This is a genomic window from Priestia megaterium (assembly GCF_009497655.1).
GTDB classification, from domain to species: Bacteria; Bacillota; Bacilli; order Bacillales; family Bacillaceae_H; genus Priestia; species Priestia zanthoxyli.
In genome coordinates this window covers 762,334-777,491 of sequence record NZ_CP023317.1, presented here as the reverse complement: position 1 = coordinate 777,491, position 15,158 = coordinate 762,334, and the positions used below count along the sequence as shown (strand labels likewise).

The window sequence follows — 15,158 nt, the reverse complement described above, 5'->3', positions numbered from 1 at the left end:
TCATTAACTTTTTATTTTAAAGCGCTTTCATAAAGCGGGATTTCATTTTCGTTTTTAATGTACAATGCAACCTACGAGAGCATACAAAAACCTACAAAACTTTTTGGAATTATATTTTTATCTTTGGTACTCTTCTCCATTGTGCTGGACGCTGTCACAATGTATACTAATTCACGAATCACTTCAGGAGGTGTAATTATCTGAATTTTAAATCTTTCATTCGAAAAGATCCGTACATTTTATTGCTCATGCTCATTACTGTTCCGCTGGCGGGAGAGCTAAAATTTTATCCGTTAAATGAAACATTTCGAATTACATTTGGAGCTCCAACATTTTTCTTTTTCCTATTGCTTTTAAAACGGAAAACCGTTTTATCTGGCGGCTTGTTAACCGCTTTAAGCGTCGTTCTCTTTCGCATCATGCTCGATTATATCACGCTCGATCATTTTCAATTTGCGGCTTCTGCACATACGCATTACCCTACGTTTTTCTTTTACTTTACGTATGCACTTTTATTTTTTATTTTTAAAGTAAGCCGCATGAACTATAGTGCTATTGTGATTGGATTAATTGGACTCATCATTGAAATAGCTGCTGATATAGTCGAACTAACTGCGCAGTATATCGTTTTGCACACAACCATTCATATCGATTCATTATCCGACATGGCCGTTATTGCTTTTGCTCACAGCTTCATTGTACTTAGCTTTTTTAATATGATGACAATTTATGAATCACAGTCACGAGAACGTCAAATTCGCAAACAAAATGAGCACATGCTAATGCTTATTACAAGCCTTTATGAAGAAACCGTTCATTTAAAAAAGACCCTTCATAATACAGAAGTGATTACAAAAGCCTCGTACGATTTATACCGTGTATTACATCAGCAGGAAAAAGATCATTCTGTGCTTAATCAATCGCTCAGTAAAAAAGCGCTTCGGATTGCCGGAGATATTCACGAAGTAAAAAAAGACAACCAGCGTATTTTTGCGGGCTTATCTAAAACAATTTCAAATGAAAGTTTCCAAAATTATATGAAAGCAGAGGAATTAATCGAGCTGATCGTACGCATCAACAAAAAATATGCCGATTCTCTTCACAAACAAATTAGCTTTTTTTCCTCTGTCACCGGGGAACATTTCAGCTACCACGTTTACACAATTTTATCGATCATTAATAACTTGGTAGCAAACGCAGTGGAGGCGATTAAAGATGAGGGAATGATTGTTTTATCCGTACATAGACAAGCTGAATTTGTAGAATTTCATGTACAAGATGATGGTCCTGGCGTGCCTTTGAAGTACGAAAAAGCTATTTTTGAACCTGGTTTCACCTCAAAATACGATCAATTTGGAAATCCCTCTACTGGAATTGGCCTTTCTTACGTAAGAGATATTGTTCAAGAACTTGGAGGTACGATTGAAGCTAAACAAGGAGATAACGGGATGATTTTTATCATTCAAATACCTCTTTGTAGTCTAATTCAGAAAGGATGAGTTTATGCGATTTTGTATTACAGATGATGATTCAGCCATTCGTTCAACGCTCAGTCAGCTGATTGAAGATGAGGATTTAGGAGAAGTTGTAGAAGAAGTCGTAGACGGAAGCTTTTTAGATGCCTCTACGTTAAATTTAAAGCAAATTGATATTTTATTTATTGATTTACTTATGCCAGGACGAGATGGAATCGAAACGATCCGTCATTTAAAAGATTCATTTAAAGGAAAAATGATTATGATTTCACAGGTAGAGTCCAAAGAATTAATAGGAGAAGCCTATTCATTAGGAATTGAATACTATATTACAAAACCAATTAATCGAATTGAAATTTTAACGGTTATTCGAAAAGTAATTGAACGAATCTCTCTTGAGAAATCAATCGATGATATTAAAACCTCCTTGAATAGTTTAGCGACAGCCCATCACGCTCCCCCTTCAAGCCAGCCGATAACGAAACAAGCCCATCTATACGATGTAGGGAAATTCTTATTAGCCGAATTAGGTATTGTGGGAGAAAATGGTGCAAAAGATTTACTGGATATTTTACAGTTTCTGTACACTTATGACCAAAGAGAAAGTGTGGAAAAACATTTCCCTTCTCTAAAAAATATTTTTGTGAATGTCGCTGAGAAAAAATTGGGAGCTCACGCGTCTTCTATTGAAATTAATCGTGAAACCAAGGCTTGTGAACAGCGAATAAGACGAGCAGTTACTCACTCACTGAATCACTTTGCTTCTATTGGATTAACAGATTTTTCAAATCCAAAGTTTGAAAATTATGCTTCTAAGTTTTTTGACTTTACAGCCGTTCGTAAAAAAATGAAAGAACTGCAGGGAGATTCTAAAATTTTGCCGATTCGCATTAACACCAAAAAGTTTATTCAAATATTTTTTCTTGAAGCCAAGCGTTTGTTAAGCCAAGAAAAAAGCTGGTATTGACAGAAAAGACGGAAAAGGTGCAAATCCCTCATCCGTCTTTTATGCTAATTGATTCAGTTTTACTAAGGCAGGACCATATACAGTACGCAGAAGCAGCGTCTCTTCGCCTTTTGCGTATTCCGCTAGAGAAAAGGCTCCTTTTTCTGTTTCTACCTGTACATCTACAGAAACTGGGCATCTCTTTAGCTTACTGACTATCATTTCCGCTTGTTTCACCGACAAATAAGAAGAAAGGCGAATAAGTACATCTAAATCACTGGTTGTCGTGACAACTTCTTCACCGCTTGCAAGCTCGAACCCTACACTGCCGGTTGGTCCCCACGCAAATTTTTCAAAAATAATAGCCACCTCTTCCAAAGCGCGTATAGCTGGCATGTTTCTAGACTGGGCGTTTTGAAAAAATGAAACGAGATTTTCCGGCCTAATTGTTTGTTTAATGGCCTCCTCAGATAAAAAAGCACCAAAACGCTGATTCCTTCGTTCTCCTCTTACTCCAATAGGTATCAGTTTATCTCGGTGAACAGCACGCCTTACCACTACAAATGGAGCCTTGGCTAATGAATATTCCACCCACTCGGGGATAGGTGTATAACTGATAAGCTTTGCTTCCTCTTTTAACTGAAGCAAATCATGAGCTATATATTCCATTGTTTTTCCAACTCACCTCTTACCCATAAAGAAGCTTTTCGCCCTTCCTTTCTTGCTTGCTCACTGTGCAGCCGGCTGCTTAAATCGTATACACCTTCACAGCGAACATCTTCTACTGCTCCAATTAAAATATCTTGAATCATTTGAACGTCGCGCTCTGTGGGCTGCTCTGCTTGAATACCGCTAACCAGCTCATATAAAGCGCCAAGTGAAGCAAATGATTTAATATCATAAGCCATGGACGGGACTTTCTTTGAAGCTTCCTCAAGTTCTTTTATACTTCTTTTAGTAATGCGCGCTGCCGACTGTTTGGACATGGCGTGAACATTTACTCCTTCGTCTTTTAAAGCCAAAATTCGATTCGATTGGTATCCATGAGCCAAAAATGCTCCTGAAATTGCTTTTCCGACAATTAACGTAATAACCGGATGACCTGCTAAGCGCGCTGCTGCATAAGCATCAGCTGCAGCACCGCAAGCATAGTGAATACCTAGAAGTTCTTCATGATAGCCATACGCTTGACTCGGTACGTCCACAATGGCAATTATAGGGCGCGGAGATTGATTTCGATCTTCTTTTATTACTTCACGAACGTGCTTAGCAATTGCCCATCCTTCATCTAGTCCTACTTCCCCTTTTCGTGCACGTAAGAAACGATTATAAGGATTAGGTACAACCGATATATATCGGACCTTTTCTCTTCCTAGCAGTGCGTCTTTATAAAGAACGGAAGGAATTTCAAAATCTGCTTCCTCATCATTTATTAAAGCGTTAATCCACACGCGACCGCGGCTGTTAGGCATGCTACCTGGAACTTCGTTCAACGAGTAAGAGACTGCTGAAGGGATATGTTCATTTTTTGTTGCTTTATACAATTCTTGAAATTGATAAGGAGCCATTTTTTCTGAAGGATCAACCTTGCTAAGCAAATGCCTATAAAAATCTACTTGTTCTGTTTTACTAGCTACTTTTTCTTTTTTTTGAAACGTCTCTTGAACCGCTCGTTGAATAGCAGTAACATCATCCTGTGCTAATGTATCTGCAAACCCCGTTTCATAGCGTTGAATACCGCCAATCGTTTTCCAGATTAAGCTTCGGTCTCTTGCATCAAACTCTTCAACCCCCGCTTCTTGTTCGATCACTTCCGGGCCGTTAAGACCAAACCTTGCTTCTTTTGTCATAATGAGATAACTAAAGAGTGAAGCAGTGATAGACATTCCTCCAAAGCAGCCTACATTTCCTGAAATAACTCCGACAACAGGTGTATGCTCACGCAGAGCAACTACCGCTGAGCCAATTTCAGATATCGACAAAAGTCCATAATTCGCTTCTTGCAGCCTTACCCCTCCTGTATCGAATAGAAAAACAGGTCTAACAGGAACACCTTTTTTGTGATTATTAAGAGCTAATTCTAAAGCTCCTGCAATTTTAGCTCCCGATACTTCACCAATGCCTCCCCCTTGAAATCCTCCTTCTATTGAAATGACAACTGCTGGCTCCCCTGCTATTAGCCCACTTGCTATGATGACACCATCATCGCTTTGAGGAACAATATTTTGCTTAGGTAAATGAGGCGACTCGATCCCGTCAAAAGGGCCGAGCAGCTCACGAAATGTACCTTGATCTAAGATTGCCTGGGCTCGTTCTCTTCCATTTAACTCAATAAAGCTTTGATTATTCACTCCCATTTTCACTCACCTCCAAAGCTTGTGCAAGACGCAAAGCGACTACACCGGGCGTAGCACCGAAATCATTAATTACAATTTTCGCTTGAATCATATGAGCACTAAAAAACCGATCTAATACGGCTTTCCAGGTTTCACTAAACCCTTCACTTCCTGTTCGTACTGATACGTGAGCATGTTCTTCATCAGAAGGAACCATTAAGATTTCTAAATCCCCTGAACCAACAACGCCTACATGTGCGCGCTGAGTTAACTTTCGATCGGCTTTGTATTTAAACACTAACGTTTCCATTAGCCACTCACTCCTCCCTGCAGACGTTTATGATTCTTTAAAAAGAGATATTCGATCTAAAAATAATACAGCAGCCAGCAAATCTGCACTTCCACCTGGAGAAGCGTTAGATGATAGAAAAATATGATCTAACGCTTCCAGCCGCTGTTTTCCTATTGATGTAGATACCCCTCCAACTTCTAACACATTGGATGCCGCCATTTTAACCTCCTCTAATACAACTGGACCAGCACGATGCAAAATACACGTATCATCAAGATTGGCGATTAGTGTTACTAAAGTATCAATCCGCGCTGATGTTTCATGTATGCCTAGCTTGCGAGCCTTATGTAAAGCAGGCAAGCCTATATGAATCACGTGAGGAAATCCTTGCTTCGCCTCTCCAGCCGCTCCTTTTGCGCCATACTTTTTTTTCACACGAAGTCCATTAGATGAATGCAGAGTACAAAAGCGATCTGCATAACGAGCAATTTTTCCTGCAGCTTCTGTGATGGATGCAGGTGATGCTTGAATACCGCAAACCGCTGTTGCAGAAGCAAGTAGACCTAATGCCCAAATAGCTCCCTTGTGTGTATTGACACCATCCGTAGCCGCGTACATAATTTGTTCACCTTCGCGTCCAATTCGAGCAATTTCTTCCCTTAGCATCTGACTCGGCTGCTTTCCTTGACTATATAATGCAATCTGTGAGAAGGTCGGTTGTAAAGCATAAGCAGAGGCTAGCAGCGTCTCAATATTCATATCTTGATGAGATCCAGTTGTTGCTGCATCTACAAGCCCCGGCTTAGGTGTAAGTACCGCTTCATCAACCAAAGCGGTAACTGCCATTTTAGCTATCAGGCATGAAGAAAACACAGTTGTTTTTGGCTCTTCTTGAATACGCATATTTTTTACCAGCTCCTAAATTTAGCAGGCGGATTATATAAACCATCTGACCATTCTACTAAATCTTCTACACTTTTCGCCGCTAACAGCGAACGCTTTGCTTCCGTACGGCGAATCTGTAAATCTTTCGGAAAAGCCACTAAGCCATCTCTGCGCATTCTTTCCACTTTATTTTGGTTGTGCCGTAACCCTATAGGCGTTACCCCCGCTACTGCTTCAAGCGCTGCTTTTCTTTCTTCCAAGCTTTGTGCTTTATATAAATAAGCAATTCCTTCTTCAGTCACGACATGTGTCACATCATCCCCGTAAATCATGACAGGAGCAGTAGCTAAGTTTGCTTGTTTAGCTACATTTACCGCATCCAAAGACTCAACGAAAACAGGCTCATTTCCTGATTGAAAGGTTTCAACCATTTGTACAACTAGCTTTCTGCCTCTTGCTAATTCATGCTTATCGTTCATCATATCCAACCAAGCAGACGTAGAATGCCGTCGGCCTCTAGGATCATGCCCCATGTTAGGCGCTCCGCCAAACCCTGATAAACGTCCAGATGTGACGGTAGAAGAATTTCCTTCTCCATCTATTTGCAAAGTTGATCCCACGAAAGCATCTACCGCATATTGACCAGCGACTTGACACATCGCACGGTTTGAGCGCAGGCTGCCGTCGCGTCCTGTAAAAAATACATCTGGACGAGCTGCTGTGTATTGTTCCATTCCTACTTCTCCGCCAAAGCAGTGTACGCTCTCAATCCATCCGCTTTCAATAGCCGGAATTAACGTAGGGTGAGGGTTCAGAGCCCAGTTCTTGCATATTTTACCTTTCAGCCCTAACTTTTCTCCATAGGTAGGCAGCAAAAGCTCAATTGCAGCTGTATTAAAGCCAATGCCATGATTTAATGATTGTACGCTGTGGCGCTCATAGATACCTCGAATCGTCATCATAGCCATTAGAATTTGGAGCTCTGTAATATGACGAGGATCTCGGGTAAATAAAGCTTCCAATTGATAAGGCTGATTGGCCACGACGATACAATCAATCCAAGAAGCCGGAATATCAACTCGCGGAAGTTCTTCAACAAGTTCATTTACCTGCACAATGACAATTCCGTCCTTAAACGCTGTTGCTTCGATAATCGTCGGCGTTTCTTCCGTATTTGCTCCTGTATATAAGTTACCTTGTGCATCCGCTTTATCGGCAGCCACTAATGCAATATTGGGAATTAAATCAATGAAAAGGCGTCCGTAAAGCTCTAGATATGTATGAATTTCTCCCATTTTCAACGTGCCATCTTCAATCATTTGAGATACGCGAAGACTTTGAGCACCGGCGTACGAAAAATCAATTTTTTCAGCAATTCCTTTCTCAAATATGTCGAGATGTTCCGGGCGTGAAATACTAGACATAATCATATGAAGACCGTTTATTTTATCAGCGCTTACTTCATTCAGCGCCTTTGATAAAAAAGATGCTTGCTTTTGATTGTCTCCTTCAAGCACTACTTTATCTCCAGGTGATATAAGCAATTCTAACGCTTCAATAATGTGTTCATTATCCAATAACTTTCCTTTAAGAAGTTGGTCTATTTTCGCAAGGCGAGCTGCTTTTTGATCTCGGCGGGTTGTCCATGATTTTGAAGTTTTTTTTATTCCACTCATGTTCTAGCTCCTTTCTTCTACTCCTAAATTAATGCGCTTACATTTTTTCTTTCTCCATTAAAATTAACACAGATTTCATAGTAGATTCGGCTGCAGAAATAGCCCTTGCTTCCGGAAAGCTCTTAGCAGTCAAATCCGTTAGTACTCTTCCTGGAGCCATTTCAATATATAATCTTGTACCCATTTCATACATAACTTCCGTCATATCATGCCAACGGACGGGCAGGGCAACACTCGCTGCCAGATCTTCCTTAATATCAGCAGCTTTCCATAATTTCCGAGCTTTACAATTACCTATAAAAGGAACGATCGGGTCTTTTCCTTTCACTTCCGTTATTATTTTTCGTAATTCGCTCGAAACTCCTTCCATAAGAGGACAGTGAGAAGGCACCGTTACATGAAGCATTTTGGTTTTCCTAGCCCCTTTTTTAGATGCTTTTTCAAGAACTTCCTCAATTGCTTTTAAAGTGCCAGAAAGCGTTATTTGATCAGGAGCATTTAGATTCGCTACGTAAACAGGAGCTGCATCGGTGGATATTTCATGTACAATAGAGAGAAGCTGATGTTCGCGCAGTCCCATTACAACCCCCATACCATAACCATCAGGATAGGCATTTCCCATCAGTTCCCCTCTTTTTCCCACAAGAAAAAGAGCTTCTTTAAAAGATAACACTTCAGATATAACTGCTGCTCCAAACGCCCCTATTGAATGCCCTCCTACCACGTCTGGCGAGTAACCTTTATTTTTAAACGATCTAGCCGTAGCCACTCCTGCAATAAAAAGACATATCTGAACATTTTTATTATATTTTAATTTTTCTGACGAATCTAACGATAATACGTCTTGATTTAAAGCCTCACTTGCTTCTTCAAACGTAGTCGTTAATCCCCATTTATTTTTTATATCATGAAGCATACCAGCATATTGTGCACCTTGTCCTGGAAATAGAAATGCAACACTCATCGTGTTTCTCCTTTCGACTTTATATCACCCAAGGAGATAATGGATACTTTTATTATAAAGAACATAGAATCAATAACTCTAATACATATTTCTTATATATCCTATAACTTGAAATCTATATAAAAAAAGAGTTAGACATAACGAAATCAATGGAATCTGGAATCTAAAGATGAGCGAATTGGATAAATGAAAAAATCCGAACGATTCATCGTTCGGATTTTCCTTTAAGTAAACTGCTTTTGTCTCAGCCTCTTTTTGTTTGCTACATATGAGACGGGAAATGCGGAAGCACTTCTTCACCAAGCTCATGTATGACTTCTTCAGCCGGACGCTTACTATCAAAAAGAGCAAAAAAGAGATGGTTAACTCCTATTTCTTTATAAATAGAAAGAAGCTCAATTAATGTATTACGCCCTGCTCGAAATCCTAAACGAATTGGCGTTGGCATTTCATTTGGATCTTCTGCCAAATCTAGATGCATAGGTTGTGTAAAAGGTTTAAAAACGCCTGGATGATAGATATCAACCAGTTCTCTCCACTGTTTAATGGCTTCTGCTTGAAAATGCGGATGACGAGGATAATACATCCAGCCGTCTCCATGCTGTGCAAACCACTCCATATTTTGCTGGCTGTATCCCGTGATCATCGTTGGAATACGTTTCGTTGGCTTAGGAACAACATTTGCTCCTTGAATGGACCCCAAAGCAGACTGGATAGATGGAAATTCTTTATTTAACGCTTCTTCTAAATAATGAAAAGCCTCTGCAAATCGCTTTCCTCTTTCTTCATGAGGAATACCTAACCCTCGAAAATCTGCTTGACGGTCTCCAGAGGATACGCCCATAATCAAACGCTCAGGAAAAAGCTGATCAATGGTTGCCATTTCTTTAGCTACACGAAGCGGATGGCGTAAAGGTAGCACAATAGCAGATGTACTGAGAGCAATTTCTTTTGTTTGACTGGCAAGGTAAGTCAAATAAATAAGCATATCATAAATTTGACCCGTGGCTGGATCGCCAAATGATGGATCTTGAAGAAGGACATCACGGAACCATAAGCTTGTAAATCCATATTGTTCTGCAAGCTGCGTGAGCTCTACTTGTTTCTCCATCGTAGGCGTGGCATACTGATAATTTTCAAGCGGCATATGCAAACCTAACGTTAACTCATTCTCCTTGTACATACGACGATACGCCTTATGATGTTGAAATGTAGTCATTTGCTTCCTCTCCTTTTATAGCTAAGAGATCATCGCAAAAGGCGATGATCTCTGTTTTATTTTGCTTTTGCTTCTATTGAGCGGCTCCATGCGGTTAATAAGACCGCTCCTAAAACCATCACTCCTCCAATCCAAGGAGTATGAACAAGACCAATGGAATCAACAATCAGGCCGCCTACAAAAGAACCAATAGCAATTCCAACGTTAAATGCAGCAATATTCAGCGCAGAGGCTACGTTTACTGCTGAAGGAACATACTTTTCAGCTAAGTTCACGACCAGCACTTGCAGTCCAGGTACGTTCATAAATGCCAATAAGCCCATGGCAAAAATCGTAATTGTTCCCGCTACTTTAAACGATGCAGTAAACGATAAAATAACTAAGATAACGGCTTGAATTAAAAACATCCAAAATAATGCTTTTAACGGATTTTTATTCGCAGCTTTTCCTCCAATCGTATTTCCGATGGCTACTGCTACGCCGTATACTAATAGCAAGATACTAACTGCGCTTGGTGCGTATCCTGTTAATTTTTCAAGAATAGGTGCTAAATACGTATAAGCTACAAACGTTCCGCCATAACCTAAAGCAGTAATAGCAAACGATAGTAAAAGCGGCCCGTTTTTCAAAATTTTTAATTGATCACTAAACTTTGCCGGCGGCGCTTCTTTTAAGTTTTTAGGCACTAAAAGAGCACTGGCAATAATGGCAATAACGCCAAGTAACGCTACTCCCCAAAATGTTGCTCTCCAGCCGAAAGCTTGTCCGATAAATGTACCAAGTGGAACACCTGTAACAGTTGCAACTGTCAAACCTGTAAACATTAAAGCAATGGCACTTGCCCGCTTATCTTCCGGCACCAAATCAGCAGCGATAGTCGCACCGATAGAAAAGAAAATCCCGTGTGAAAATGCAGTAATAATTCGTGCTATAAGCAGCAGCCCAAAGCTTGTTGATAAAGCTGCTACTGAGTTTCCTACGATAAAAATAACCATTAATAGCATCAGCAATGATTTTCTGCTCATTTTACTTGTTAATGCTGTTAATACGGGCGCTCCAAATGCAACTCCCATTGCGTACCCTGAAATTAATAACCCTGCTAGTGTAATGGAAATATTTAAATCATCTGCAAGCGATGATAATAAACCTACTGGAACAAACTCTGTTGTCCCGATTCCAAAGGCGCTAATAGCTAGCGCTAATAGCGGCAAAGCACCGCTTTTTTTACTTTGTTGTGTTTGTGAAAGTGTATTCACTTCTTAACGCCTCCTGTTCGTTATAATAACTTTTTATAATAGCTTCTCTTACAGCTGATTAGCTTAGGTACCCTTCATATATTCGCTAACCGGCCATCAACAATTGTTATTATGAGCGATGTAAAACCAAAGAAAAAGTACGCACTTTCAAGTGATATAGGTACCTGGAGGTTACAATAAGCGTAAATACTAAAGTCATGAACTATTGGGTATTCTAAAAAAATGCTTACACCTAGAAAATTCTGCACTATAGTGGTATGATAAACATCAGAAAAAATGCGAAACCATGCATTTAACCGTTATCTCTAGAACAAGGAGAGTTGTTAACGTGAAAAAATATAATATTCCAGTGGAAGCGGCATTAGAAGTCATTGGAGGCAAGTGGAAAGTCGTTATTCTTTGCCACTTAATTAAAGGGACAAAACGCCCTGGAGAATTAAAAAGAATTATGCCGCGCGTTACACAAAAAGTATTAACGCAGCAGCTTCGTGAGCTTGAAGCAGACGGCATCATTGTTAGAAAAATGTACAATGAAATGCCGCCTCGAGTAGAATATTCTTTAACAGATTACGGATGGTCTTTAAAAAGCATTCTTGATTCACTATGCTCTTGGGGAGAACATCATATTGAAAAAACGTACCCTGATAAAGAAGCTGTACTTATGCAGCCTGTAGAAGAAGTCACTGTTTCTAATTAAAAAAAGCTGACTAGATAGTCAGCTTTTTCATTCCCTTACTTTCTTTGTTTTTTCAGACGATGTACGTATTCAGGAGGAACCTTTATGACAGAACAACTTAAAAAGAAAATTAGCCTTCAAGATGCTATCAAACAGCAGCTTGCTAATAAGAAAAATCAATCTTCAAGTAAAGCTAAGAACGGCAGTACCAATCAAGCAACCAAAAAGCTGACGAGTCAACAAACAAAAAAAACGAATAATCAGCGAAAGAGAACAGGTGTATAATGAACGGACAAAATAGAAAAGACGTAGCCCCTGGAATTGAAGTCGACATTGTTTTAAAAGCAGATCAGCGTTCTGGAAAACTTACACACGGAACGGTCAAAGACATTCTGACCAATTCAAGCTTTCACCCGCACGGTATCAAAGTTCGTTTAACAGATGGACAAGTCGGACGCATAAAAGAAATTTACCCAAATTAAAAAAGCATGTATTTTACATGCTTTTTTAATTTACACTTCAAATAAATCTACTTATCATTTCCTACTTTTGTTAAAATAAAGAAGCACTGTCGTCCCCTTTCTTTCCCTTGGGAACTCACGCAAGGAAAAAAAAGGTGGTGGATAGTCTGAGACGAATCCTCAAGTCATTTTTCCTAGATGCTGAGAATGTTCAGCTCCTAACGGCTTACGTAGAGCTTTTAGGAGCCATAGTCGCTCTTATTTTGCTATTTTTCCAGTAGTAAAATAAGTAATCACCGATAAGTATCGTCTAAAGGGTTCTTCATCCATAAGGCTCGTGTGCTGATTGTCTTTAGGGAATGGTGTTTGGCGGCACTTCCCTATAGTAAAAAGACAGCTTCCTTGCAGAAATGGACAAGGTGTAATCAACTACGACCGATTATGGGTGCAGGACCTTTTTCTTTATTAGTCTATGTCTTTTTTTTACTTCCCATACACAAAAATAAAAAAACCTCCGAGTTGGCGGTCTCGAAGGTTTTTTCTAGTGAATCGTTTTCGACAAATCCTCATCCGGGCTAACAAGGTTCAGATCTAATAAGATTATGTGATGAATTTCTTCACCTTACAAGTTAAACTTGTCAAAGCTAAGAATTCATTCGCTTGTTAAGAATAACTGAACGTGCGCTCCGGATTGTCATTTTTCCTAGCTTTAGTATATCATATTTGTTGAAAATAGGTAAAAAAAGTGCTCGACAAAACTTGTCAGCAGCTCTTTACCTATTTCATATTTTTCAAAACAAAAAACATTTTACAAATATGAAGGAATTTCATACTATTAGATAAAAGATAGAAGATAGAAGTATTCTGACTTGGAGAGGATTTCAATGAAGCAACCACAGTTAGAAAAAGAAATTCGAGCCTTACAATCAGATATTTACCAATTAGCTAAGAAAACAAGCAGCTATTCTCACGGTGAGATCTTAAAATTAAGTCAAAAGCTAGATCAAAAAATTGTTCGTTACCAAAAGCTTTTTAACCATACCAAATAAGAGCCGCGTAGGACTTTCACTTGCTATCCCCCAAGTACCATAAACCTACAGATAAAACAGATGTGTTTTATTCGCAATAGGTACATCTCTGCTTCCCTAATTAATTAGGGAAGTTTTTTATTTAGAAAATAAAAACCTTCTCCTTTCCTTTGGTTAGTTGTCATACAAATTGGGTATTCAATCAGTAGGCCTTAAAACTTATTTAAGAAACTTAAAGGAGAGAATGCATGATGAGTAATGCTGATACTACCGAAACAAAAAAAGGCGCCGATTTACTAGTAGAAAGTTTGGCAAGTCAGAATGTGCCTTATATTTTTGGCATTCCAGGAGCCAAAATTGATGGCGTATTTGATGTTTTGAAAGAAAAAGGACCGGAAGTAATTGTTTGCCGCCACGAACAAAATGCTGCGTTTATGGCAGCTGCTATGGGAAGATTGACAGGTACGCCGGGCGTTTGCCTTGTCACATCAGGTCCAGGTGCCGCTAATTTAGCCACTGGCCTTGTCACTGCTACTTCTGAAGGTGATCCAGTGGTAGCCCTAGCAGGAGCCGTTCCAAGAGCAGATCGATTAAAAAAGACGCATCAATCAATGGACAATGAAGGACTATTTAAATCTATCGCCAAATTCAGCGTTGAGGTAGAAGATGCTGCAAACGTTCCAGAAGTGATAACAGACGCCTTTCGTGAAGCTGTTTCTTCTCCTTCAGGAGCATCTTTTGTCAGCTTGCCGCAGGATGTAATGGATGGCGAAACATCAGCTTCCACTCTATCCTTTCTAAAAACTCCTACGATTGGCGCTGCTAATTTAGACGCTGTTGCCCAAGCTATACACACTATTCGCACAGCAAAACTACCTGTTTTACTTTTAGGTATGAGAGCAAGTAAATCTAAAGCAGTGGAATCAATCCGTCAACTCGTAGCAGAACATGACCTTCCTGTCGTAGAAACGTTCCAAGGTGCGGGAGCTGTTTCACGAGAGCTTGAAACTCACTTTTTTGGACGAGTAGGTCTTTTTCGCAATCAGCCTGGAGACGTCTTATTGAAGCATGCTGACGTCGTCTTAACAATCGGATATGACCCAATTGAATACCCTCCTTCTCTTTGGAACTCAGAAAGTCAAAGAAGCATTATTCATTTAGATGATGTACAAGCACAAGCTGACCACCATTATCAGCCGGAAATTGAGTTAGTAGGGGATATCCCAAGCACCATCGACATATTAACGGATAAACTCCCACATTTAATACGTTCAACAGAAAGTGCTTCTTTTTTAAAAACGCTAAAAAGCAAACTTGAACAACCTGACGATCAGTACGAGTTTTCTAATGACACTCACCTTCATCCCCTACAGTTAATTGAAGCTCTGCAGGACTTTGTTGAAGATGATACTACCATCACATGTGACGTTGGTTCGCATTACATATGGATGGCTCGTTATTTTCGTTCCTATGAACCTCAGCATTTACTATTCAGCAACGGCATGCAAACGCTAGGTGTTGCTTTGCCTTGGGCTATTTCAGCTGCACTCGTTCGCCCCCATAAAAAAGTTCTGTCCATGTCTGGAGACGGCGGGTTTTTATTTTCAGCTATGGAGCTCGAGACAGCCGTTCGGTTAAACTTACCAATTGTTCACATTATCTGGAACGATCAAACCTACGATATGGTTGGCTTTCAACAGCAGATTAAATATGGCCGAAAATCTGCGGTAGAGTTCGGGAGTGTAGACTTTGTTACGCTTGCTGAAAGTTTTGGTGCCAAAGGATTTAGAGTGAACTCACCAGAAGAATTTTCGGACACTCTAGCAAGCGCTTTTCGTGAACAAGGCCCCGTTATCATCGACGTGCCTGTAGATTATAAAGATAATGAAAAATTAAATACACAGCTACTGCCAGATCAAATTAACTGAAAGGACTGAGTAAAGA

The 15,158-nt window shown here is 39.8% G+C and carries 15 protein-coding genes; 7 read left to right on the top strand and 8 right to left on the bottom strand.

The window, feature by feature from the left end; genetic code table 11:
• The first annotated feature begins 248 nt into the window (after positions 1 to 248).
• Together CEQ83_RS04050 and CEQ83_RS04045 are read left to right on the top strand one after the other, a co-directional pair.
• Complete coding sequence (locus CEQ83_RS04050; protein ID WP_098113880.1) at positions 249 to 1,499, top strand: ATP-binding protein; 1,251 nt, start codon at positions 249 to 251, stop codon at positions 1,497 to 1,499.
• Between the two features lie 4 nt (positions 1,500 to 1,503).
• Positions 1,504 to 2,442: a response regulator gene (locus tag CEQ83_RS04045; RefSeq protein ID WP_028412292.1), complete on the top strand. Its 939-nt coding sequence runs from the start codon at positions 1,504 to 1,506 to the stop codon at positions 2,440 to 2,442.
• Between the two features lie 39 nt (positions 2,443 to 2,481).
• On the opposite strand, the gene CEQ83_RS04040 is transcribed toward CEQ83_RS04045, so the two are convergent.
• The 8 genes from CEQ83_RS04040 to CEQ83_RS04005 form a co-directional block, all read right to left on the bottom strand.
• The gene (locus CEQ83_RS04040; RefSeq protein WP_028412293.1) at positions 2,482 to 3,090 is read right to left on the bottom strand and encodes a malonate decarboxylase holo-ACP synthase; all 609 of its coding nucleotides are present in this window, start codon (positions 3,088 to 3,090) and stop codon (positions 2,482 to 2,484) included.
• Positions 3,078 to 4,778, bottom strand: coding sequence for a biotin-independent malonate decarboxylase subunit beta (gene mdcD / locus CEQ83_RS04035; RefSeq protein ID WP_098113879.1), 1,701 nt, complete (start codon positions 4,776 to 4,778; stop codon positions 3,078 to 3,080). The genes CEQ83_RS04040 and mdcD overlap by 13 nt, the downstream gene beginning before the upstream one ends.
• Entirely contained in the window at positions 4,765 to 5,067 is a 303-nt protein-coding gene (locus tag CEQ83_RS04030) for a malonate decarboxylase subunit delta (RefSeq protein ID WP_028412295.1), read from the bottom strand. Before CEQ83_RS04030 ends, mdcD begins: the two co-directional genes overlap by 14 nt.
• A 27-nt stretch (positions 5,068 to 5,094) precedes the next feature.
• A complete protein-coding gene (locus CEQ83_RS04025) occupies positions 5,095 to 5,952 on the bottom strand; it encodes a triphosphoribosyl-dephospho-CoA synthase (protein ID WP_028412296.1) in 858 nt (285 codons plus the stop codon).
• A 5-nt stretch (positions 5,953 to 5,957) separates the two neighbouring features.
• Positions 5,958 to 7,610, bottom strand: a complete 1,653-nt coding sequence (gene mdcA / locus CEQ83_RS04020; RefSeq protein ID WP_098113878.1) for a malonate decarboxylase subunit alpha — start codon at positions 7,608 to 7,610, stop codon at positions 5,958 to 5,960.
• Positions 7,611 to 7,647: 37 nt separating this feature from the next.
• Positions 7,648 to 8,574, bottom strand: coding sequence for an ACP S-malonyltransferase (locus CEQ83_RS04015; protein WP_033578095.1), 927 nt, complete (start codon positions 8,572 to 8,574; stop codon positions 7,648 to 7,650).
• A 262-nt stretch (positions 8,575 to 8,836) separates the two neighbouring features.
• Positions 8,837 to 9,793, bottom strand: coding sequence for an LLM class oxidoreductase (locus CEQ83_RS04010; RefSeq protein WP_028412299.1), 957 nt, complete (start codon positions 9,791 to 9,793; stop codon positions 8,837 to 8,839).
• A 56-nt stretch (positions 9,794 to 9,849) separates the two neighbouring features.
• On the bottom strand, positions 9,850 to 11,049 hold the full coding sequence (locus CEQ83_RS04005) for an MFS transporter (RefSeq protein WP_014461498.1): 1,200 nt from the start codon (positions 11,047 to 11,049) through the stop codon (positions 9,850 to 9,852).
• Positions 11,050 to 11,377: 328 nt separating this feature from the next.
• Between CEQ83_RS04005 and CEQ83_RS04000 the strand changes: the two genes are divergently transcribed.
• The 5 genes from CEQ83_RS04000 (at position 11,378) to alsS (ending at position 15,142) form a co-directional block, all read left to right on the top strand.
• On the top strand, positions 11,378 to 11,746 hold the full coding sequence (locus tag CEQ83_RS04000) for a winged helix-turn-helix transcriptional regulator (RefSeq protein WP_013055500.1): 369 nt from the start codon (positions 11,378 to 11,380) through the stop codon (positions 11,744 to 11,746).
• 84 nt (positions 11,747 to 11,830) lie between these two features.
• Positions 11,831 to 12,010, top strand: a complete 180-nt coding sequence (locus CEQ83_RS03995) for a hypothetical protein (protein ID WP_028412301.1) — start codon at positions 11,831 to 11,833, stop codon at positions 12,008 to 12,010.
• Positions 12,010 to 12,207: a YwbE family protein gene (locus CEQ83_RS03990; RefSeq protein WP_013055498.1), complete on the top strand. Its 198-nt coding sequence runs from the start codon at positions 12,010 to 12,012 to the stop codon at positions 12,205 to 12,207. The genes CEQ83_RS03995 and CEQ83_RS03990 overlap by 1 nt, the downstream gene beginning before the upstream one ends.
• An 863-nt stretch (positions 12,208 to 13,070) precedes the next feature.
• Positions 13,071 to 13,235: an aspartyl-phosphate phosphatase Spo0E family protein gene (locus tag CEQ83_RS03985; protein ID WP_080754377.1), complete on the top strand. Its 165-nt coding sequence runs from the start codon at positions 13,071 to 13,073 to the stop codon at positions 13,233 to 13,235.
• 227 nt (positions 13,236 to 13,462) lie between these two features.
• Positions 13,463 to 15,142, top strand: a complete 1,680-nt coding sequence (gene alsS, locus CEQ83_RS03980; protein WP_098113876.1) for an acetolactate synthase AlsS — start codon at positions 13,463 to 13,465, stop codon at positions 15,140 to 15,142.
• Positions 15,143 to 15,158: the final 16 nt, after the last annotated feature.